This is a genomic window from Oryzihumus sp. (assembly GCF_054325275.1).
This window is the reverse complement of record NZ_JBTCWL010000070.1, coordinates 1-19241: the sequence shown is the minus strand read 5'-3', so window position 1 is coordinate 19241 and position 19241 is coordinate 1. Positions and strand designations below refer to the sequence as shown.

The following is a 19241-nucleotide window of genomic DNA, read 5'->3' as shown; positions in this document are numbered from 1 at the left end:
GGGGTCCGGCCGCTGGGGTTGGGCACCGTGTGCACCCGGGGGTCGGCCGCCGCGAGAGCGGCCGCGATCTCGTCGGTCCGGTCCCGGCTCGGGCCGAGGGCCAGCACCACCTCCACGGGGCCGGCGTAGTCCTGGCCGAGGACGGCGGCGACCGCCTCCTCGAGGTGACGCTCCTCGTTGAGGATCGGCATCACCACCGAGACCGCCGGCAGCGAGGTGGCCGGGGCGGGTGTGGGCTCCGGGGCCGGAGTGAGCTCCGGGGCGGAGGTGGGCTCCGGGACAGGCATGGTCAGGGCTGGGTCCTCAGCGTGCTGGGCGTCGGCGGGCCGGGTCAGGGTACCGCTGCTGTGGCGCGGCGCTCGCGCGGCGTTGCCCCTCCCCCAGCCGGAGGCTCTACCCTCATGGCGTGCCTGAGGACTACGACCCGACACGATCGCGCCAGATCCCGATCCACGGGGACGACGACGTCGTCACCGTGGACACCCGACGCCAGCGAGCCACGGCCGGCGCGGGGGGGGAGCCCCCGCGCAGCCGCCGCGCCGTGGAGGCCCCCCGCCGCCGCAAGCGCCACCCGGTGCGCAACACCCTCATCGTGATCTTCGTGGTCCTGCTCGCCTGGGTCGGCGCCATCGCCTGGGCTGCGAACTCCGCCTGGAGCCACGTCGTCAAGATCCCGGCGGAGCCGACCTCGTCGAACCGCCCCGCGGCGGGTTCGGGCAAGAACTACCTGCTCGTCGGCTCCGACAGCCGCGCCGGCCTGACCAAGGCCCAGCGCAAGGCGCTGTCCACCGGCTACGCCGCCGGCGCCCGCACCGACACGATCATGCTGCTGCACCTGCCGGGGAACGGGCAGAAGCCCACCCTGGTCTCCCTGCCCCGCGACAGCTACGTGCCGATCCCCGGCCACAGCCGCAACAAGATCAACGCCGCCTACTCCTACGGCGGGGCGAAGCTGCTGATGGACACGGTCGAGCAGGTCAGCGGGCTGCGCATGGACGGCTACATCGAGATCGGCTTCGGCGGGTTCGCCAACGTCGTTGACACCGTCGGTGGCGTGAACATCTGCGTCAAGCACGCGATGAACGACAAGAAGGCCGGCATCAACCTCAAGCCCGGCTGCCAGGACATGGACGGCCGGATCGCCCTGGGCTACGTCCGTGCCCGCTACTCCGACCCGCTCGGCGACCTCGGCCGCGTGCAGCGCCAACGCCAGTTCCTCGGCGCGCTGATGAAGAAGGGGGCCACCCCCTCCAACGTGCTGCTTCCCTGGCGCCTCAACGCGTTCGGCTCGGCCGTCGCCACGTCGCTGACCGTCGACGAGAACGACTCGATGATCGAGGTCGGCAAGGCACTGCTGGCCCTGCGCAGCATCTCCCAGGGCAACGGGCAGTCGATCACCATGCCGATCAGCAACCCCAACCTGCAGACGCCGGCGGGCAGCGCGGTCAAGTGGGACAGCACCAAGGCGCTGGCGCTGTTCAAGGCGCTCAAGAACGACGACCCGCTGACCGTCCAGCCCTGAGGCACGGCATACAGGCAGCCCCTGTCCCCCCTGAGGGGACGGGGGCTTCCTGCGTGCCGGGGGTGTATGCCGCGCGACGCCACCGCGACCGCGCCACCTTTTCATTGCGCCAGCGCAATGGTTGCGCCATCATGAAGAGGTGCCCCGCACCACCGGCCCCACCCCCCAGCAGGTCGAGTCCGTCATGGCCGCCTCGCGCGTGCTGGTGGCCGTGGCCGCCGAGTCCGTGGCGGCCGTGGAGGAGGCGGTGACGCTGCCCCAGCTGCGCGTGCTCGTCATGGCCTCCACCGACGGGCCGCTGTCCGGTGCCACCGTGGCCGCAGCCCTCGGGGTGCACGCGTCGAATGCCACCCGCACCGTCGACAAGCTCGTGGCTGCCGGCTACCTGGACCGCGCGGAGGACCCTGACGACCGCCGGCTGGTCCGGCTGACGCTCACCCCGACCGGGCGGGCGCTGGTCGCCGCGGTCAACGACCACCGCCGCGACGCCATCTCGCGGGTGCTGGACGCCATGGACGCCCCGGCCCGCGAGCAGCTGGCGACGTCGATGCGGACCTTCGCCTCGGCCGCCGGTGAGCTCACCCATGACCCGGTGAGCGCCGGCCACACCTGACCCAGCAGCAACCCGCGCGCCACCCGACGCGTACCTGGAGGTGCACCATGAACACCTGGCACCGACCGGCGGGCACGGCCACCGCCTCCGGCTTCACCGTGGCGGTGACCCCGGACGGAGACGTCTGGGAGCATGCCGGTCTCCACGTCGCCGACCTCGGCGCCGGCGAGTCCCGCACCGTGCGCACTGGTGACAGCGAGTGGCTCGTCCTGCCGCTGTCCGGTCGGTGGCGGGTGGAGTGCCGCAGCGAGCTCGTCCTCCTCAGCGGCCGGGACGACCCCTTCGCCGGGCCCACCGACTACGCCTACGTGCCGTGCGGGTCGACGATGACCATCACCACCACGACGGGGGGCCGGGTGGCGCTCCCCCACGCCACGACCGAGGAGCCGCTGCCGTTCCGGCGGGTCGGGGTGGAGTGGGTGACGACCCGGCTCATCGGGACGGGGCACACCAGCAGGCAGCAGCGTCGGGTCGGGACCCCCGAGGTCCTCCAGGCGCGCTCGCTCATCGTGCTCGAGGAGCTGACCCCCGGCGGCAACTGGTCCGCCTGGCCGCCGCACCGGCACGACCGGCAGCGCGACGACCAGGAGAGCGCGGTCGAGGAGATCTGCTACGTCGAGCTGCGACGCCAGCACGGCGCCCCCGAGGGGGACGGCGGGTTCGCCTTCCACCATGTGCACGGCACCCCCGACCGGCCGATCAACGTCGCCGCCACGGTGCGCACCGGTGACGTCGTCCTCGTCCCGTACGGCTGGCACGGCCCGGCCATGACGCCACCGGGCTATGACATGTACTCGCTGCACGTCATCGCCGGCGCCGGGCCGCGCCACCAGGTGCTCATGACCGAGCAGCCGGAGCACGCCTGGGTGACCAGCGCGCTGGCCTCCCAGCCCGGCGACCCCCGACTCCCCTTCCCCGAGACCCGCTGACCCGCGGGTCCGGTCCGTCCAGGCGCGGGCCCGCGGTGCGGCCTCAGCGGCCGTGGGGGATCACGACGACCGGGCACCGGGCGTGGTTGACCACGTGCTGGGTGACTGACCCGAGCAGGGCGCCGGTGACCCCGCCGTGACCGCGGGACCCGACGACGAGCACGTCGGCCGGGGTGACCGCGTCGAGCAGGACCTGCGCGGGGTGGCCCTCCACCGCCTCAGTGCTCACCTTCACCGGCGTGCGGCCGGCCTTCTCGTCCTCCTCGAGGACCCGCGTGACCGTCGCGTCGGCCGCGTTGCGCACCGCCGCCTCGGCATCGACCTCGGTCTCGTGCTCCGGGGGCTGCGGGTCGGTCATGATCGGGTCCCACGAGCTCGGCAGCACCGCCGAGGGAGCGGGATACATATTGCCGACCGTCGAGTAGCTCCACGTCGGGTGGTATGACCAGCCGATCACCGCGTGGACGGGGCAGCCCAGCGCCCGGGCCTCCTCCACGGCCCACCGCACCGCCCCGAGCGACCCCTCGGACCCGTCAACCCCGACCACCACCCGACCCGTGCTCGGCGCTCCGGGGACAGGAGGTGGCGTGGCGTCGCTCATGGTCCGAGTGTGGACGCGGGTGGGGGCCGGGCCGGGAGGACCTAGGTCCGTGCAGCCCCTGGCGCGGCCCGCCCTACGTTGGCGCAAGGGGGTTCGGAAGGCCACTGACGAGGCGTCCGCGGTTCGGAGGGCGTCCCGGCGTCTGGAGGACGGCATGAGCACCACGGCACACGACACACCGCAGTCCCTCGCCCTCGACCCGGCCACCCGGCTGGCGCTCTACCGGACCATGGTCCTCGCGCGCACCTTCGAGGAGGCCGTCCTGCGGGAGTACCACGCGGACAAGGGGCCGGGCTTCGACATCGGCAAGGGGCTGGTGCCCGGCGAGATGCACCTGGCCGCCGGGCAGGAGCCCGTGGCCGCCGGCGTGTGCGCCCACCTGACCGGCGACGACGCGGTCACCGCCACCCACCGGCCGCACCACTTCGCCATCGCGCACGGGGTGGACATGGACAAGATGGCCGCCGAGATCTTCGGCCGGGAGACCGGCCTCGGGCGGGGCCGCGGCGGGCACATGCACCTGTTCGACCCGACCGTGCACTTCTCCTGCTCGGGCATCATCGCCGAGGGCTACCCGCCGGCGCTGGGGCAGGCCTATGCCTTCAAGCAGAAGGCCACCGGGCGGGTCGCGGTGGCCGTCACCGGCGAGGGCGCGGCCAACCAGGGGGCCTTCCACGAGTCCCTCAACCTCGCGGCGCTGTGGCAGCTGCCCGTCGTCTTCGTCGTCGAGGACAACGACTGGGCCATCTCCGTTCCCCGGGACGCATCCACCTCCGTACCGTCCAACGCCAGCCGCGGCGCGGCATACAACATGCCCGCGGAGCGCGTGGAGAACGACGTCGAGGCGATCTACGCGGCCGCCGACCGGGCTGTCGCCCGCGCCCGCGCGGGCAAGGGGCCGACGCTGCTCGAGGTGCACACGGTCCGGCTGTGGGGCCACTTCGAGGGCGACGCGCAGGGATACCGCCCCGAGCTGGCCGACGTGCCCTCGATGGACCCGATCCCGCGCTACGAGCAGCGGCTGCGCGACGAGGGCGTCCTCGACGACGCCGTCATCGCCCGGACCCGGCAGGAGGCGCAGGCCCGGGTCGAGCAGGCGATCGCCTTCGCCAAGGACAGCCCCGTGCCCGACCCCGCCACCGCCTCGTCCTACGTGTTCAGCTGAGGAGCCTCCCATGACCATCACCGAGACCCCCACCCAGGAGACCGGGCACGGCAGCCACCGCCTGACCACCGCCAAGGCCATGGTCGAGGCCATCGAGCTGGAGATGGAGCGCGACCCGTCGGTGTTCTACCTCGGCGAGGACGTCGGGCCCTACGGCGGCATCTTCAGCTCCACCGCCGGGCTGCAGGAGAGGTTCGGCAAGGACCGGGTCATCGACACCCCCATCTCCGAGAGCGCCTTCATCGGCCTGGCCATCGGCGCCGCGGTCGAGGGCATGCGCCCCATCGCCGAGCTGATGTTCGCCGACTTCATGGGCGTGTGCCTGGACCAGATCTACAACCACATGGCCAAGATCCACTTCGAGTCCGGCGGCCACGTCAAGGTGCCCATGGTGCTCACGACCGCGGTCGGCGGCGGCTACTCCGACGGCGCGCAGCACTCCCAGTGCCTGTGGGGCACCTTCGCCCACCTGCCGGGGATGAAGGTCGTCGTGCCGAGCAACCCCTACGACGCCAAGGGCCTGATGATCTCGGCGATCCGGGACGACAACCCCGTCGTCTACATGTTCCACAAGGGCGTCATGGGCCTGCCGTGGATGGTGAAGAACCCGCGCTCGACCGGCGACGTGCCCGACGGGCCGTACACCGTGCCGATCGGCGAGGCAGCCGTGGTCCGCGAGGGCAGCGACGCCACCGTGGTGACCCTGTCGCTGTCGGTGCACCACGCGCTGGACGCCGCCGAGTCCCTGGCCGGACAGGGTATCGACGCCGAGGTGATCGACCTGCGCAGCCTGGTCCCGCTCGACCGCGAGACGATCCTGCGGTCGGTCTCCAAGACCGGGCGGCTCGTCGTCGTGGACGAGGACTACCAGTCCTTCGGGCTCTCCGGAGAGGTCAGCGCGACCATCACCGACGTCGACCCGAGCATGCTGCGCTCGCCGGTGGCCCGGGTGTGCAACCCCGACACCCCGGTCCCCTACGCCCACGCGCTCGAGTACGCCGTGCTCCCCCGCCAGGACCGCATCGAGGCCGCGATCCACCGCGTGGTGCGGGCATGACCGAGGTCCCGTTCCCGGCACTGAGCAAGGAACGGCCGGGCGCCGAGGGCGTGCTGTCCACCTGGTTCGTCGCCGAGGGCGAGACGGTGCGGGCCGACCAGCTCCTGGCCGAGGTGCAGGTCGACAAGGTGGCTGCCGAGGTGCCCGCGCCGTGCCCCGGGGTGGTCCACCTGCTCGTGAAGGAGGACGAGGCGGTCACCCAGGGCAGCCCGATCGCCCGGATCGACTGAGGGTCGAACCCGAGGCTTGAGCCCCTGCCCCGTGAGGGAGGCAGGGGCTCTCGCCGGGGCGCCGGGTGGCGGCGACCTAGCTCATGAAGGCGTCGTAGCCGGGCAGGTCGCTGTGCAGCTCGAGGATGTCGGTGATCTTGTCGCCCATGAGGGTGAACAGGATCGAGCCACGGCTCACGTGCTTGGTTCCGCCGCGCGTCGCCGAAAGCTGGTGCACCGCCGTCACGTGGCCGTGGCCGTCGCCGTGCACCTCGAGCAGGTCGGCCCGGAAGGTACCGTCGCACCGTTCGCCGAGCTTGCCGTAGTACTCCAGCACCGCGTCGGCACCCTTGTAGGTGCCGGCGAGCGGACCCGTGCCGGCCACGTGCTGCATCACGTCATGGGAGAACAACGACCGCAGCGTGTCGACGTCGCCGGTGTTGAACGCGGCGTAGCCGCGGCGGATGACGTTCATGGCGGCGTCGTCGGGCGCTGCGATGCCCTTCGGGCGACCCCGGGCATAGCGGGTCGCGTCCGCCGAGTAGTCCACCATGACGCAGGGCACGTCGCTGGTGACCCAGGCGTCGTGCCCTCTCGGCAGGTCGAACACGTCACCTGCCGTGACCTCCACCTCGGTGCCGTCGTCGAACCGGATCCGCATCGAACCCGAGACGACGTAGCCCAGGTGGTGCACCTGGCAGCTGCCCGTCCCGACGATCGGCTTGACGTCCTCCGACCACCGCCACCCCGGCTCGAACTGCCCCCGGAGGATCGCCGCAGCTCCCGCGTTCGTGAGGACGGCGTGGCCGTGCGCCTCGAACTGGCGCGTCTCGCCCTGGGTGTCCAGGTTGCTGACCAACACATCAACCATCGGAACTACCTCCTACCGGTCAGGTCGCCGGTCGCCGGGCGCGGCCGGCAACCTTTCACTCTTCCATCGGTCGCCGTCGAGCGGAATACGCTCGGATGCGCGCCTGCCACCACGCCGCGTTCAGCCACGGTCAGGTCCCTCTCAGGTTCGTCGCAGGATCCCTGCCTAGCGTCCCCCGGTGCCTGACTCACCGACCCTGGTCTCCCCCGCCGACGAGCCGCGCCTGCGTCGGCTGCACCTGCTCCTGTGGGCGTGGGCCGCCATCTGGGTGGTGCCGTTCTTCGCCGTGGCCAGCGTGTCATGGCACTTCTTCCCCCTCGGCTCCCGCCTGTTGCTCGGCAACGCCCCGGGGGACGGCCTGGACCTGTATGCCGCGCACCCGCAGCTGCAGTTCGGCCCGGTCACCCTGCTCGCGGCGACGCCGCTGGTCGAGCTGCCCTACCGCCTCGGCGAGCTGGTCGCCCTGCTGGCCCTCGCCGCGGTGGGCCCGGTGCTGCTGCTGAGCCTGCGCCGGCTGATGCCCGGACCGCACCGGGACCGGCGTCTGCTCCTGGCCGGGCTGGCAGTGGTCCCGGTCTGGGACGAGGTCGCGGTCCACTTCGGCCACCTCGACGACGTCCTCGCCCTCGGCTTCGGCGTGGCGGCCCTCCACGCGGTCGCCGGCCGCCGCCCGCTGCTCGCCGCGGTGCTGCTGGCCGCCGCCGCCGACGCCAAGCCCTGGGCGGTCGGGTTCGTCGCGCTGCTGCTCGTCTTCCGCGGGCGGGTGCTGCTGCGCGCGGTCGGCGTGTGGGCCGCGGGAGTGGTCGCGGCGTGGCTGCCGTTCCTGCTCGACGCACCGGCCACCGCCGCACGGCTGGGCCACTTCACCATCCCGGTGGCGCCGTCCTCGGCGCTGCATGTCTTCGGGGTCACGGCCACGCGCACCCCGCCCTGGGACCGGCCAGCCCAGCTGCTGCTGGGCATCGGCCTTGGAGCGCTGGCGGTGCGCCGCGGTCACTGGCCGGCGGTGCTGCTCATGGTCGTGGCCGCGAGGCTGGTGCTCGACCCCGCGACATACCCGTACTACACCTCCGGGGCCGTGCTCGCCGCCGCCGTCGTCGACCTGCTCCTGACCACCACGACGACACCGGTCCTCACCCTGGTCAGCGCCGCCACCTTGTATGCCGTGCGGTTCGCCCCGCTGCCGGGCCTGCTCACCCAGCCCGGGCTGGCCTGGCTCCGGATCGGCTTCGCTGCCGCGGCCGTCGCGGTGGTCCTGCTCGTGCTGCGCCCGGGGCACCGACGGACGCACGACCCCGGCGGCACGAGGGGGCTCGACGGGACCGGCGCCGAGCTCGCCCCGGCCTCAGCCGCCTGACGGGGGACGGACCCGCGCACGCGCACAGGTCGCGATGGCCACGGGGTCGAGGCCGTAGAGCGGCCCGTCGCTGCGCGCGTACTCGTCCAACCGGGCGATCCCGCGGTCGACCAGTCGCACGGCACCCACGTCGTTGCCGCGGGCGGAGTGCGTGAGCCCGACGCAGATCTGCGCGAGCCCCTGCCAGAGCTCGCGCTCCTCGAGGGGGCAGGCCTTCCACCGCGCCTCGAAGACCTCGTGGGCGGAGAACGGCCGCCCCGCCTCGAGCAGCTCCCGGGCCGTGTCGATGGTCTCCTGTGGCGGCAGGGATGCGTCGGGGAACGGCTCGACCCCGGCCGCGTCGTACGGCAGCGGTCGCCCCAGCGCGTCGCGCGGACGTGCCTGCCGCGCGCGGCCCTGAGCGTCGCGGTCCCGCCCTTCGGGGGTGTCCTCCACCCGTCCATGATGCCGCCCGCCGGCCCGCTCACCCACCCGGGCCAGGAGTGACACCGGGGGGTGACCACCCGGCATACCGGTTGGTGGTGGGCTCAGCCGACCCCACCCACAAGGTTGAAGACGGTCCAACCGGTGCCGATGACCGTGCGGCTGAGGAAGCCGCCCGCGCCGTTGCCGCGGTACAGGTACAGGTACCCGGCCGGCGTCCGCCCCATCAGGTCGGCCTTCCCGTCACCGCTGAAGTCCCCCAACCCGAACACCTTGTCGAACATGTTCCAGCCTCCGCCCATGTACGTGCGGCCGAGGAAGCCACCCGCGCCGTTGCCGCGGTACAGGTACAGGTACCCGGTCGGCGTCCGCCCCATCAGGTCGACCTTCCCGTCACCGCTGAAGTCCCCCACCCCGAACACCTTGTCGAACATGTTCCAGCCGGTGCCGATGAGGGTGCGGCTCCCGAGGAACCCGCCGGCGCCGTTGCCCTTGTAGAGGTACAGCGCCCCGCCCTTGACCCGGGCTAGCAGGTCCGGGTGCCGGTCGCCGGTGAAGTCGCCCGGGGAGAAGAGCCGGTCGTAGATCTGCCAGCCCGTGCCGAGCACCGTCCGCGGCCCCAGGAAGCCGCCGGCACCGTTGCCGCGGTAGAGGTACAGCACCCCCGTCGGGGTCCGGGCGATGAGGTCCGCGTGCCCGTCCCCGCTGAAGTCCACCGTCGTCGAGACGGCCGTGGTGGCGGTGGCTGGCCTCGCGGGCGTGCTGGCGGTGGCTGGGCTCGCGGGCGTGGCGCCGGCCGCCACCGGGCTCAGGGACAGCGCCGCGGACAGCATCGCGACCACGGGCACGAGGGGAAGCGCCCGCCGGGCGCGGAGCCGACACCGGGCGCGGGACCGATGCTGGGCTGACGGGGTTGCGGCGCCCATGGCGGCCTCCTGATGTCACGACCTCGGCGCGGCCGGTGGACCGGCCGAAGGCGGCCCACGACCAGTGGACCCCAGACGGACGGCGCCGTCCTCCGGCGCCGGGGCGAGTCGCCGGGTCAGCGCCCGACCGAGGGCGCCTGCGCCATCTGCCCGAGATCCTGCCGCGCCGCACCGGCCGCAGGGCTGCGCCGCGTGGTCGTTCCGGCGGGCAGGACACCCCTGCGGGACGGTCAACGAGTCACGGGTGGGACAGCCCTTGCCGTAACCCGACAGGCTCACCCATCCTCGACCGGGTGGGTGGCGTGGGCCTCGTCCTCGGCGCCGGCGGTGTCGTCGGGCAGGCGTACCACGCCGGGGTCCTCGCGATGCTCGAGCACGACTACGGCTGGGACCCGCGCACCGCGGACGTCATCGTGGGCACCTCGGCCGGGGCGATCACCGGGTCGTTGCTGCGCGTCGGCATCCCCGCCTCGGAGCTCGCGGCCTGGGCCGTGCGGGCGCCGCTGTCCACCGAGGGCCAGCTGCTCAACGAGCTCGTCGGCACCGAGGTCCCGGAGCTCGACCCGCTCCGCCCGCTGCACATGGTCCGCCGTCTGCCGGCACCACCTGGCTGGGGCGTGGTCCGCCACGCCGTCACGCGCCCCACGCGGTTCCGACCCCTCGTGGCGGGTATCGCGCGCCTGGCCCCGGGCCAGCGCGACATCGCGGAGCAGCTCGGGATGCTGCGCAAGGTCGAGGGGCACTCGTGGCCGGCGCGCGACCTGTGGATCTGCACCGTGCGGCGCGACGACGGCCGGCGGGTCGTCTTCGGGCGCCCGGGCTCCCCCGACGCCCCGTTGCACCGGGCGATCGCCGCCTCCTGCGCCCTCCCCGGGTACTTCGCGCCGGTGCGGATCGGCGACCACGAGTACGTCGACGGCGGCACCCACTCACCGACCAACGCGGCCGTCGTCTGGGAACGCGACCTGGAGCTGGTCATCGTCGTCTCGCCGATGTCGGGCCGCACGACCGTCCCGACCGACATCTACGGCGCCACGCGCTGGCGCGCGGCCCGGCTGGCGCGGCGCGAGGTGCAGGCGCTGCGCGACCGGGGCACCAGCGTGGTCGTGTTCCGCCCCGGCCACGCCGAGCACGAGGTGATGGGCAACGACCTGCTGGCCCGTGGCCGCATCCACGAGATCGTGCAGCAGACCTTCCTCAGCGCCGGCGCCTACGCCGCGCGTCCCGAGGTGCGTGGCGCCCTGGCTGCCTACGGCGCCCGCCACTGAGGCCATCCGAACGCCCGGCGGACGCCGGCGACCGGTCTGTAGACGCACCCTGCCCGCGGTGCGAGACTTGAAGGGCAAGTACAGGAGCGGGGAGATAGGCACCCCGTCGCCGACATGACGCATCTCCCCGGAGGTCGGGGGGCACGCCGTGGCACGGTCCACGGCACCGGGGGCCGCGTCGTACCGACCGGGGGCTCGTCTACCCGCCGGGGTGCTGGTGCACCGACCGGCGGATCGTCGGCACGCATCAGTGCCCTGTCAGCAGCAACGGGAGCACCGGCTGACCCTCAGCCGGGTCGATCCGGATAAGGAGTCTCTCCGATGTCTGACAGTCGAATCACGACCCCCACCGCGGGCATGACCACCGCAGCTGAACCCCTCGCCCCGGCCGCGGCCCCCCTGGCCGAGGTCACCGTGGCCGACCCGGCACCCCTGGGGCTTGCCGGGTTCGCCATGACGACGATGGTCCTGAGCGTGGTCAACGCCGGCCTCATGAACGCCGCCATCGCCCCCACCGTGCTCGGGCTCGCGCTGTTCTACGGCGGCGGGACGCAGTTCTTCGCCGGCATGTGGGAGTTCCGCCGCGGCAACACCTTCGGTGCGGTCGCGTTCAGCTCCTACGGCGCGTTCTGGCTGTCGTACTGGTTCCTCGCCACGTTCTCCCTCCGGGCGGTGCCGCTCGGTCAGATCCACTCGGCCGTGGCCATCTACCTGCTCGGCTGGACCATCTTCACGGCCTACATGACGATGGGCGCGCTCCGCGTGAGCGGCGCAGTCACCGCCGTCTTCGCCTTGCTGACACTGACCTTCCTGTTCCTCACCATCGGCGCGTTCGGCAGCACCGTCCCGTCGGCGTCGTCGTGGACCAAGATCGGCGGCTGGCTGGGCCTGGCGACCGCTGCAGCCGCTTGGTACACCTCCTTCGCCGGTGTCACGAACTCCACCTGGAAGCGCACCGTCCTGCCCACCTGGCCGATGGCCGCCACCGGCCGCAGCTGACCCCTGACCGAGGGCCCCGGGCGCCGGCCCACGACCGGCCGGCACCCGAGGGCCGCACACCCTGGAGGTGGTCGCCGTGGGCGACGAGACCGAGCTGTCGGCACTGCTCACCGAGACGCGGCGCTTCGCGCCGTCACCCGAGTTCAGCGCGCGGGCCAACGCCCAGCCGGAGATCTACGCACGGGCGGCGGCCGACCGGCTGGCGTTCTGGGCGAGTGAGGCCGAGCGCCTGGAATGGGCCAAGCCGTGGGAGCAGGTGCTGGACTGGAGCAACGCCCCGTTCGCGCGGTGGTTCGCCGGCGGACGGCTCAACGTCGCGGTGAACTGCGTCGACCGTCACGTGGCGGCCGGGCGGGGTGACCGCGTGGCCTACCACTGGGTCGGCGAGCCTGAGGGAGACACCCGCGACATCACGTACGCCGAACTGAAGGACCTCGTGTGCCGGGCGGCCAACGCGCTGACCGAGCTCGGGGTGCGCAGCGGCGACCGGGTGGCCATCTACATGCCGATGATCCCCGAGACGGTCGTGGCCATGCTGGCGTGTGCCCGGCTCGGGGCGCCACACACGGTGGTCTTCGGCGGGTTCTCCGCCGAGGCGCTGCGCAACCGGATCATCGACTGCGACGCCCGGGTCGTCATCACCGCGGACGGCGGCTACCGGCGCGGGGCCGCTGCCGCACTCAAGCCTGCGGTTGACGAGGCGACCAAGGACCTGCCCGACGTGCGCACGGTGCTGGTGGTGCGGCGTACCGGGCAGGACGTGTCGTGGACCCCGGGCCGCGACGTGTGGTGGCACGAGGTCGTCGACCGGCAGAGCGCGCAGCACGAGGCCCAGGCCCACGACAGCGAGCACCCGCTCTACGTCATGTACACCTCCGGCACCACGGCCAAGCCGAAGGGCATCCTGCACACGACCGGCGGATACCTCACCCACGTCGCGGCCACGCACCGGCTGATCTTCGACATCAAGCCCGAGACCGACGTGTTCTGGACCGCCGCCGACATCGGCTGGGTCACCGGTCACAGCTACATCGTCTACGGGCCGTTGGCCAACGGCACGACGTCGGTGATGTACGAGGGCACCCCCGATGCCGGGGGCCGGGACCGGTGGTGGCGCATCGTCGAGGACCACGGCGTCACGGTCCTCTACACCGCGCCGACGACGATCCGCACCTTCATGAAGTGGGGCGAGGAGCTGCCCTCCGGGCACGACCTGTCCTCGCTGCGCCTGCTCGGGTCGGTCGGCGAGCCGATCAACCCCGAGGCGTGGATGTGGTACCGCACGCACATCGGCGGCAGCCGGTGCCCGGTCGTCGACACGTGGTGGCAGACCGAGACCGGCGGGATCATGATCACCGCGCTGCCGGGCATCACCGCCACCAAGCCAGGTGCGGCGATGACGCCGTTCCCCGGCATCGGGGCCGACGTCGTGGACGGCAACGGCACCCCGGTCCCCAACGGCGGCGGTGGCTACCTGGTGCTGACCGAGCCGTGGCCGGGCATGCTCCGCGGGATCTGGGGCGACGAGGCCCGCTACCGCGAGACGTACTGGTCCCGGTTCGAGGGCCTGTACTTCGCCGGCGACGGGGCCAAGAAGGACGACGACGGGGACATCTGGCTGCTGGGCCGGGTCGACGACGTCATGAACATCTCCGGGCACCGCATCTCCACGACCGAGGTCGAGTCGGCCCTGGTCTCCCACCCGGCGGTCGCGGAGGCCGCCGTGGTCGGGGCGAGCGACCCCACCACGGGCCAGGGCATCGTCGCCTTCGTGACCGTGCGCGGCCACGTCGCCGACGACCCGGCCTCCGGCGAGAAGCTCATCGCGGAGCTGCGGGACCACGTGGCGACCGAGATCGGCAAGATCGCCCGGCCGCGGCAGATCCTGCTCACCCCGGACCTGCCCAAGACCCGCTCGGGCAAGATCATGCGCCGTCTGCTGCGCGACGTGGCCGAGCACCGGGAGCTCGTCGACGTCACCACCCTGGCCGACCCCACCGTGGTCAGCATGATCGACGACCGGATGAAGGGGGCCAGCACCGGCGAGGAGGGCTGAGCCGGCGTCGCTGACGGGGCCGCCGTGGCGTGAGTGACCTGGTGTGGCGTCGGTGGCTCACGACCCGGGACGAAGGGCCCTGTGGCTGGGCTCCGCCGGGTGTCGCTCGTACACTCGGCGGGCATGACGTCCCTGTTCACAGCCCTGCCGGGCCGCACCCAGCCGCCCTGGTCGGCGTCCCTCCCGAGGTGAGCCGCGTGCGCCGACTGCTCCACCGTGCGCGCCGCGCCTACCACCTGCACTGCGCCCGCGAGGACGCCCGGCTCCGGGGCATCGTGGTGCCCGTCGGGGTGTGGGTGTGCCAGTGCCGGCACGTCAGCCTCGACCGGTTGGACTTCGTCGACCACAGCGTCGTCTGCCACACCTGACGTCGGCGGCCCCGCAGTCCTCAGCGGCCGGCTCCACGCCAGGGTGCTGCGCGAGCGCCGCCAGGGCGCACCGTGGCCTGGACCCCCGCCCGGCGCTGCCGATCTTCGGCCGTGAGGACCTCACTGTCGACGCCCGGGACCAGCGGCCCGGTGGCCGTCGGGCCGACGGGCCCGGTGGACCGCGGTGCCCTGAACGAGCGCGCGACGACCGCGGCGTCCTTCAGGCACTCGCTCGACCCGGTGAACCGCACCAGCCAGACACAGAACATCAGCCACTCCCCCCACGCCAGCAGGGCACACACCGTGGCCAGGAGGCCAGCCCACGCGAGCTGGGACACGGTGGTCACCCCGCGCCGCGGTGCGTTGTCGCGCGGGCATGACCGCATCGACAAGCCGTCTGCCGTAGCGATGACTCCGAAGCCATGACCGCCACCCCCTTGCAGCCGGTCCTCGCCAGGTGTGCTCTTTCGACGGTAGCGACGCGCAGAAGGCGCCGATTCGGGCTTTACCAAGAACAGACACGTGGTCCGACCAAGCCCCTTGACAATCCACCGAAATGAGTCATTGGCCTGAGTTCTCCCGACAGTCCCCCCGGCGCGGTCATCGTCACACCCCAGAGGCCCAGGGGCCGCGCGCCGAGTGCTGGTCTCGGTCCATTCGTACGACGTCCCCGTCTGGGCATCGACGATGACGGCGAAGTGCGGGCGCGAGCGCGATGTCGAGGACACCGACGCCCCCGCCGGGTTGGCACAGCTGATCTGGCCGGGGCTGGTCAGCTCGGAGACGCCAACCCACGCCAGGTGGTGCCTGAACCTCTCGAGGGGAGGGTTCCTTGCCCCTTGAGCATGGACACCGAGACGTTGAACAGGCCCAGTCCCTGGACCCTCTGCCCTCCGGCAGGTTGCATCGGCGGGTGCTTGATGGCTTGCCGAGGGGTCGCCTCGTCGATCTTGGGTTTGCCTGCTCCCATGGCGGCCTAGGGACAGCTGGTTCAGTCCGGTGCCGTACGTAGCAGGCGGCAGCGGGTGATCCTCCAGGGCTACGGCTGTGCCGCATGCGGCGAGCAGTGCCGAGATCGTTCCTGCCGCCGCGAGTCCGCGGCCGACACCCCCTTGACGACGACGCTGGAGCCCAGCACTCTCCCGTGGCCCTCCTCGGAGTGAGGGACCTTGGGCCCCGGCCTCGATTCGTCCAGGCTCCGAGCATGGGCCAATGACTGTTCCCAGCTTGTCCCACACCGTGCGTCGCCGAAGCCGGCTTCGGCAGGTCCTCGCCCGACAGTGCTTCGGGTGCCACAGCCACCTGTCGCGTCGCGTGGTCGCCCATCCCTCGGGTCCGGTCATCGTGTGTCAGCAGTGCGGGCGCGTGGAGCGCACCCGCGACCGTGTCGTGCGCGCGGTGGGGCGATGACGGGCGCGCGGGAGCTCCGACAGCGTGACGAGCGCGGGCCGGCCCCGGCTCGGTGCCCGATCTGCGGTTCGGACCGCTCCCACTACGGCTGCACCAGCGTGGTCTGCCGCGGCCTGGACTGCGACTGAACCGGCGAGCCAGCTGCGGGAGCTGGCTCGCCGGCGTCTCCGACCACACGCCCGCGGCAGGAACAGGGAGCCGAGCTCGCCCTCCCCGCCCTCCGGGCGGAGGTGACCCCAGCGCCACGGGTCGCGCCGGGTCGCGCCGGGTCGCGCCGGGACGATGCTGATCATCGCCGCCCGGCGCCGGGCCTCGGGCTCACGGAGCACGAGCCGCTCGGTCCTGATCGAGGCAGGAGGACAGGCGGCGGGTCCGAGGTTCGCCGCGCACAGACTGACCGGTCGTCGAACCAAGAGCGGGAGGAACCCGTTGCCGCTGGGACCGATCTACGCGGAGACGGCGGCCTTCCTTCGCGGGAAGCGTCCTCGGATGGCCGTGCCACCGAAGCGCCAGCTCGCGCCCACCACGCCCAACCACACCAGCGCAGCCAGAACACTGATGGCCACGCCTGCAGCCAGGCCCTTGGGAGAGAACCGGCATGTGACAGTGCCAGCGGAAGGCGCCACGACCGTCAGGAGCCCGTTGAGTGAACCCGTGGAGGTTGTCGAGTTGCCCGGCGTAGAGCAGGTCCACTCCGATGTGGCGGTCGTCCCGACCAACAGGGTCGCCGCGGACTCGCGTGGAGGAACAGTGACGGTGAATCCATCACCGGTCCGCCTGAGCTGAGCCGGCTGGCCCAGTTGCGACGGGTTGGCGGCGGTGCACTCCATGTGCGGCTGACGCCGCGAGCCTGACCGCGACACAAAACTGACGTCTGCGGCCTCACCCGGCTTCAGCTGCCCGGACCGCAGTCGCCCGGCCCACGGGAACCGGGTCGAGAAGCCGGAGGCGGTCGGCACGCTGCGCAACGAGACCCCTTGGCTGTCCACCAGAAGGAGGGGTGATCCTGGGGAGCAGCGAACCTGCAGCTGCGTTCGACTCCCACGCTGCCGGATCCTGGTGACGGACGGGGTGGTCAAGGGAAGATTCAACATCGCCGAGAAGAACGCGATCGGGTCCCGGCGTCCGGAGTCGAGCCTCGTGACCTTCGGGTGGCGTCCCAGCCAGCGGCCGACCGTGGCTCCCGGGACCCGCGTGACGACGGTCCGCCCCGAGCTCCACGTGACGCGGCTGTCGACGCCGAACGTGGCATCCTCCAGGGGGCTGCCCTCGCTGAAGATGCGACGGCCACCGGCCGTCGTCACCAACCCCATGCCCGCCATGAGGTCACTCACGTCTTTGGGCATCATCGTCGTGTAGGAGGTGGCGGCCGTTCCCCCGTAGAGCATGGGGTCGTTGGGAGTCATCCGCACGGTGACACCCGCCCGCGAGCCGCCGGACTCGAGCTCGCGGATCCGGTTGACGACATCCCCCTGCCCTCTGAGCTCGCCGAGGTCGACCGTCTGGGCGGCATAACGTGTGTCACGCGCGTCGACGATCGCCACCTGGTTCGCCACGAGCTCCCCTACGAGGAGCGCAGCGAGGCAGACAGTGACCGTAGGGGCAGCCCGGCCGCGGCCGACCATCACAGGGATCAGAACCAGTCCCAGAACCACGAGCGCTACCGACGCGGGCGTCGTGACCGATGTGGTGACGATGCTCCCCTGGGACACGAGGACGAGTGCCCCGAACACGGCAGCCACCCCGGCGGTGGCTGCAAGCACGTGCTTCCCTGGCCGCTGGGCGAGCCTCGGAAGAAGCAGCCACACGGCGAGAAGCTGCATGGCAACGAAGACGAAGGCTTGCCGGTAGAAGTTGCCGTCCGGGGTGTCGAACCCGTGCCAGACGGTGGACGTCACGCTCCACCTCATCGACAGCAGCGTCAGCGCCAACGTGATGACCAGCGTGCGGGTCAACCGCTCCCGCCACGTGAGGACGACGGCGACGAGGAGGAGCATCCCCAGGAGTACGCCAACTCCGATCGACGGCGCCCGACCGAGACCCTCGGTGCCCATCAACAGCCTGCTCGCCAGATCGCGGGCGGTCCCTGCCTCGAACGGAACGTTCGGCGTCATGGCAGACCGCTTCACCGCAAGGTAGGTGGGGACGATGCTGAAGCTGTCCATGGCCACGCCCAACCCGGCGAGAGCCGCCCACCGGACGATCGTCCGGATCGGGTGCGGCCAAGCCGCTGGTTGAGCGACGCAAAGCGTGATGACAACCAGTCCCGCGGCCAAGGACGCCATCCATGACGTGTAGAAGTCGCTGAACCAGCAGGTGAAGAAGACCACCGGTGTCAGCCACCCCAGCCTGCTCCGGTCACGCACCCAGATGGCGCTCAACACCATCAGCGGCAGAGCCGCGACTCCTACCAGCCACATGGGCTGGTAGGACGCGTCGTTGACCGCGTACTGGCAGCAGCCGTAGGCGGACGCCAGGGCCACCGCCAGGACACGGTCTTCACGACGGAGTTTCTGCAGGAGCGAAGCCATTGCCGCTGCGGACGTCATTGCGGTGCAGATCGCCACCGTGGCGGCAGCATCAACCACCGACAACCGGCCAAAGGCGAGCACCAACAGGTTCAGCGGATTGGCCAGGTACATCGTGAAGGTTGGCCAGAACGACTGTCCGTAGCCCATTCCCCAGGCGAACAGCAGGTTTCCGTCAGCGTGACCTGTGAGGACGTCACGGTAGTACGCGAGGAACGGGATGCTCTGGTTGCCGAAGTCGCCGAAGACAAGGGCCCCGCCACCGAGAGGCGGTCTTCCCTCGATGAACGAAGCAGCGCACCACACCAACCCCGTCACGAGTGCAGCCGAGAGCGGCACCAACGCTTTGGGCGCCAGCCTCCGGGCCCACCCTCGCATCACGTGAGCCTTCCTTCACCGTCGACTAGCAACGCCGGGATGGTACCCATCGCCCCTTGGAGCAACCCCAATCCGTCACGCCTTGAGCAGCTGCCGCGCCATCACGACGCGCTGGATCTGGTTGGTGCCCTCGTAGATCTGCGTGATCTTGGCGTCGCGCATCATCCGCTCGACCGGGAAGTCCTTGACGTAGCCGGAACCACCGAGCAGCTGCACCGCGTCGGTGGTCACCTTCATGGCCACGTCCGAGGCGTAGCACTTGGCGGCGGCACCGAAGAACGGCAGGTCCTTGTCGCCACGCTCGGACTTGGCTGCGGCGACGTAGACCATCTGCCGCGCGGCCTCGAGCTCCATCGCCATGTCGGCGAGCATGAACTGGATGCCCTGGAAGTCGGCGACCCGGCTGCCGAACTGCTTGCGCTCCTTGACGTAGCCGATCGCGAAGTCGAGCGCGCCCTGGGCGATGCCGACGGCCTGGGCGCCGATGGTGACGCGGGTGTGGTCGAGGGTGCGCAGCGCGATCTTCAGGCCCTCGCCGACGCCGCCGACGACGCGGTCACC

19 protein-coding genes are annotated in these 19241 nt (G+C 71.8%); 11 read left to right on the top strand and 8 right to left on the bottom strand.

The window, feature by feature from the left end; genetic code table 11:
• A partial coding sequence (locus tag ACXVGS_RS15850) for a glycosyltransferase (RefSeq protein ID WP_458537166.1) occupies positions 1 to 287 on the bottom strand: 287 nt, incomplete at its 3' end.
• A 119-nt stretch (positions 288 to 406) separates the two neighbouring features.
• On the opposite strand from ACXVGS_RS15850, the gene ACXVGS_RS15845 reads away from it, so the two are divergent.
• The 3 genes from ACXVGS_RS15845 to iolB all read left to right on the top strand — a co-directional run bounded on the left by ACXVGS_RS15845 (position 407) and on the right by iolB (position 3064).
• Positions 407 to 1522: an LCP family protein gene (locus ACXVGS_RS15845; protein WP_458537165.1), complete on the top strand. Its 1116-nt coding sequence runs from the start codon at positions 407 to 409 to the stop codon at positions 1520 to 1522.
• 139 nt (positions 1523 to 1661) lie between these two features.
• Complete coding sequence (locus ACXVGS_RS15840) at positions 1662 to 2135, top strand: MarR family winged helix-turn-helix transcriptional regulator (protein ID WP_458528821.1); 474 nt, start codon at positions 1662 to 1664, stop codon at positions 2133 to 2135.
• A 47-nt stretch (positions 2136 to 2182) separates the two neighbouring features.
• Positions 2183 to 3064: a 5-deoxy-glucuronate isomerase gene (gene iolB / locus ACXVGS_RS15835; protein ID WP_458528820.1), complete on the top strand. Its 882-nt coding sequence runs from the start codon at positions 2183 to 2185 to the stop codon at positions 3062 to 3064.
• A 43-nt stretch (positions 3065 to 3107) separates the two neighbouring features.
• On the opposite strand, the gene ACXVGS_RS15830 is transcribed toward iolB, so the two are convergent.
• A complete protein-coding gene (locus tag ACXVGS_RS15830; RefSeq protein WP_458528819.1) occupies positions 3108 to 3665 on the bottom strand; it encodes a universal stress protein in 558 nt (185 codons plus the stop codon).
• 154 nt (positions 3666 to 3819) lie between these two features.
• Between ACXVGS_RS15830 and ACXVGS_RS15825 the strand changes: the two genes are divergently transcribed.
• Genes ACXVGS_RS15825 through ACXVGS_RS15815 form a run of 3 tightly spaced genes read left to right on the top strand, consistent with a single transcriptional unit; the run spans position 3820 to position 6117 of the window.
• Positions 3820 to 4830: a thiamine pyrophosphate-dependent dehydrogenase E1 component subunit alpha gene (locus ACXVGS_RS15825; protein ID WP_458528818.1), complete on the top strand. Its 1011-nt coding sequence runs from the start codon at positions 3820 to 3822 to the stop codon at positions 4828 to 4830.
• Positions 4831 to 4840: 10 nt separating this feature from the next.
• The gene (locus ACXVGS_RS15820; RefSeq protein WP_458528817.1) at positions 4841 to 5887 is read left to right on the top strand and encodes an alpha-ketoacid dehydrogenase subunit beta; all 1047 of its coding nucleotides are present in this window, start codon (positions 4841 to 4843) and stop codon (positions 5885 to 5887) included.
• Entirely contained in the window at positions 5884 to 6117 is a 234-nt protein-coding gene (locus ACXVGS_RS15815) for a biotin/lipoyl-containing protein (protein ID WP_458528816.1), read from the top strand. The genes ACXVGS_RS15820 and ACXVGS_RS15815 overlap by 4 nt, the downstream gene beginning before the upstream one ends.
• Positions 6118 to 6193: 76 nt before the next feature.
• On the opposite strand, the gene ACXVGS_RS15810 is transcribed toward ACXVGS_RS15815, so the two are convergent.
• A complete protein-coding gene (locus ACXVGS_RS15810; protein WP_458528815.1) occupies positions 6194 to 6967 on the bottom strand; it encodes a nuclear transport factor 2 family protein in 774 nt (257 codons plus the stop codon).
• 178 nt (positions 6968 to 7145) lie between these two features.
• Here ACXVGS_RS15810 and ACXVGS_RS15805 point away from each other — a divergent pair, with 178 nt between their 5' ends.
• On the top strand, positions 7146 to 8324 hold the full coding sequence (locus ACXVGS_RS15805) for a hypothetical protein (protein ID WP_458537164.1): 1179 nt from the start codon (positions 7146 to 7148) through the stop codon (positions 8322 to 8324).
• On the opposite strand, the gene ACXVGS_RS15800 is transcribed toward ACXVGS_RS15805, so the two are convergent.
• A complete protein-coding gene (locus ACXVGS_RS15800; RefSeq protein WP_458537163.1) occupies positions 8313 to 8759 on the bottom strand; it encodes a DUF309 domain-containing protein in 447 nt (148 codons plus the stop codon). The two genes, ACXVGS_RS15805 and ACXVGS_RS15800, sit on opposite strands and share 12 nt — an antisense overlap.
• 92 nt (positions 8760 to 8851) lie before the next feature.
• Entirely contained in the window at positions 8852 to 9580 is a 729-nt protein-coding gene (locus ACXVGS_RS15795; RefSeq protein WP_458534887.1) for an FG-GAP repeat domain-containing protein, read from the bottom strand.
• A 386-nt stretch (positions 9581 to 9966) separates the two neighbouring features.
• Between ACXVGS_RS15795 and ACXVGS_RS15790 the strand changes: the two genes are divergently transcribed.
• The 4 genes from ACXVGS_RS15790 to ACXVGS_RS15775 all read left to right on the top strand — a co-directional run bounded on the left by ACXVGS_RS15790 (position 9967) and on the right by ACXVGS_RS15775 (position 14364).
• Entirely contained in the window at positions 9967 to 10941 is a 975-nt protein-coding gene (locus ACXVGS_RS15790; protein WP_458528812.1) for a patatin-like phospholipase family protein, read from the top strand.
• Positions 10942 to 11262: 321 nt separating this feature from the next.
• The gene (locus ACXVGS_RS15785) at positions 11263 to 11940 is read left to right on the top strand and encodes an acetate uptake transporter (RefSeq protein WP_458528811.1); all 678 of its coding nucleotides are present in this window, start codon (positions 11263 to 11265) and stop codon (positions 11938 to 11940) included.
• 76 nt (positions 11941 to 12016) lie between these two features.
• Positions 12017 to 13996 carry an acetate--CoA ligase gene (acs, locus tag ACXVGS_RS15780; RefSeq protein WP_458537162.1) on the top strand — a complete coding sequence of 660 codons (1980 nt, stop codon included), beginning with the start codon at positions 12017 to 12019 and terminating at the stop codon, positions 13994 to 13996.
• Positions 13997 to 14193: 197 nt separating this feature from the next.
• Positions 14194 to 14364, top strand: a complete 171-nt coding sequence (locus tag ACXVGS_RS15775; RefSeq protein WP_458528809.1) for a hypothetical protein — start codon at positions 14194 to 14196, stop codon at positions 14362 to 14364.
• A 20-nt stretch (positions 14365 to 14384) separates the two neighbouring features.
• Here the strand turns inward: ACXVGS_RS15775 and ACXVGS_RS15770 are convergent, their stop codons facing one another.
• The 3 genes from ACXVGS_RS15770 to ACXVGS_RS15760 form a co-directional block, all read right to left on the bottom strand.
• On the bottom strand, positions 14385 to 14702 hold the full coding sequence (locus ACXVGS_RS15770; protein ID WP_458528808.1) for a hypothetical protein: 318 nt from the start codon (positions 14700 to 14702) through the stop codon (positions 14385 to 14387).
• Positions 14703 to 16220: 1518 nt separating this feature from the next.
• Positions 16221 to 18620, bottom strand: coding sequence for a YfhO family protein (locus ACXVGS_RS15765; RefSeq protein WP_458537161.1), 2400 nt, complete (start codon positions 18618 to 18620; stop codon positions 16221 to 16223).
• A gap of 135 nt (positions 18621 to 18755) precedes the next feature.
• Positions 18756 to 19241 (bottom strand): acyl-CoA dehydrogenase family protein (locus ACXVGS_RS15760; protein ID WP_458537160.1); only part of this gene is annotated, 486 nt, incomplete at its 5' end.

Coding starts and splice junctions, on each gene's coding strand:
- iolB (WP_458528820.1), top strand. CDS start 2,183: ATGAACACCTGGCACCGACCGGCGGGCACGGCCACCGCCTCCGGCTTC.
- ACXVGS_RS15830 (WP_458528819.1), bottom strand. CDS start 3,665: ATGAGCGACGCCACGCCACCTCCTGTCCCCGGAGCGCCGAGCACGGGT.
- ACXVGS_RS15825 (WP_458528818.1), top strand. CDS start 3,820: ATGAGCACCACGGCACACGACACACCGCAGTCCCTCGCCCTCGACCCG.
- ACXVGS_RS15820 (WP_458528817.1), top strand. CDS start 4,841: ATGACCATCACCGAGACCCCCACCCAGGAGACCGGGCACGGCAGCCAC.
- ACXVGS_RS15815 (WP_458528816.1), top strand. CDS start 5,884: ATGACCGAGGTCCCGTTCCCGGCACTGAGCAAGGAACGGCCGGGCGCC.
- ACXVGS_RS15810 (WP_458528815.1), bottom strand. CDS start 6,967: ATGGTTGATGTGTTGGTCAGCAACCTGGACACCCAGGGCGAGACGCGC.
- ACXVGS_RS15795 (WP_458534887.1), bottom strand. CDS start 9,580: ATGCTGTCCGCGGCGCTGTCCCTGAGCCCGGTGGCGGCCGGCGCCACG.
- ACXVGS_RS15785 (WP_458528811.1), top strand. CDS start 11,263: ATGTCTGACAGTCGAATCACGACCCCCACCGCGGGCATGACCACCGCA.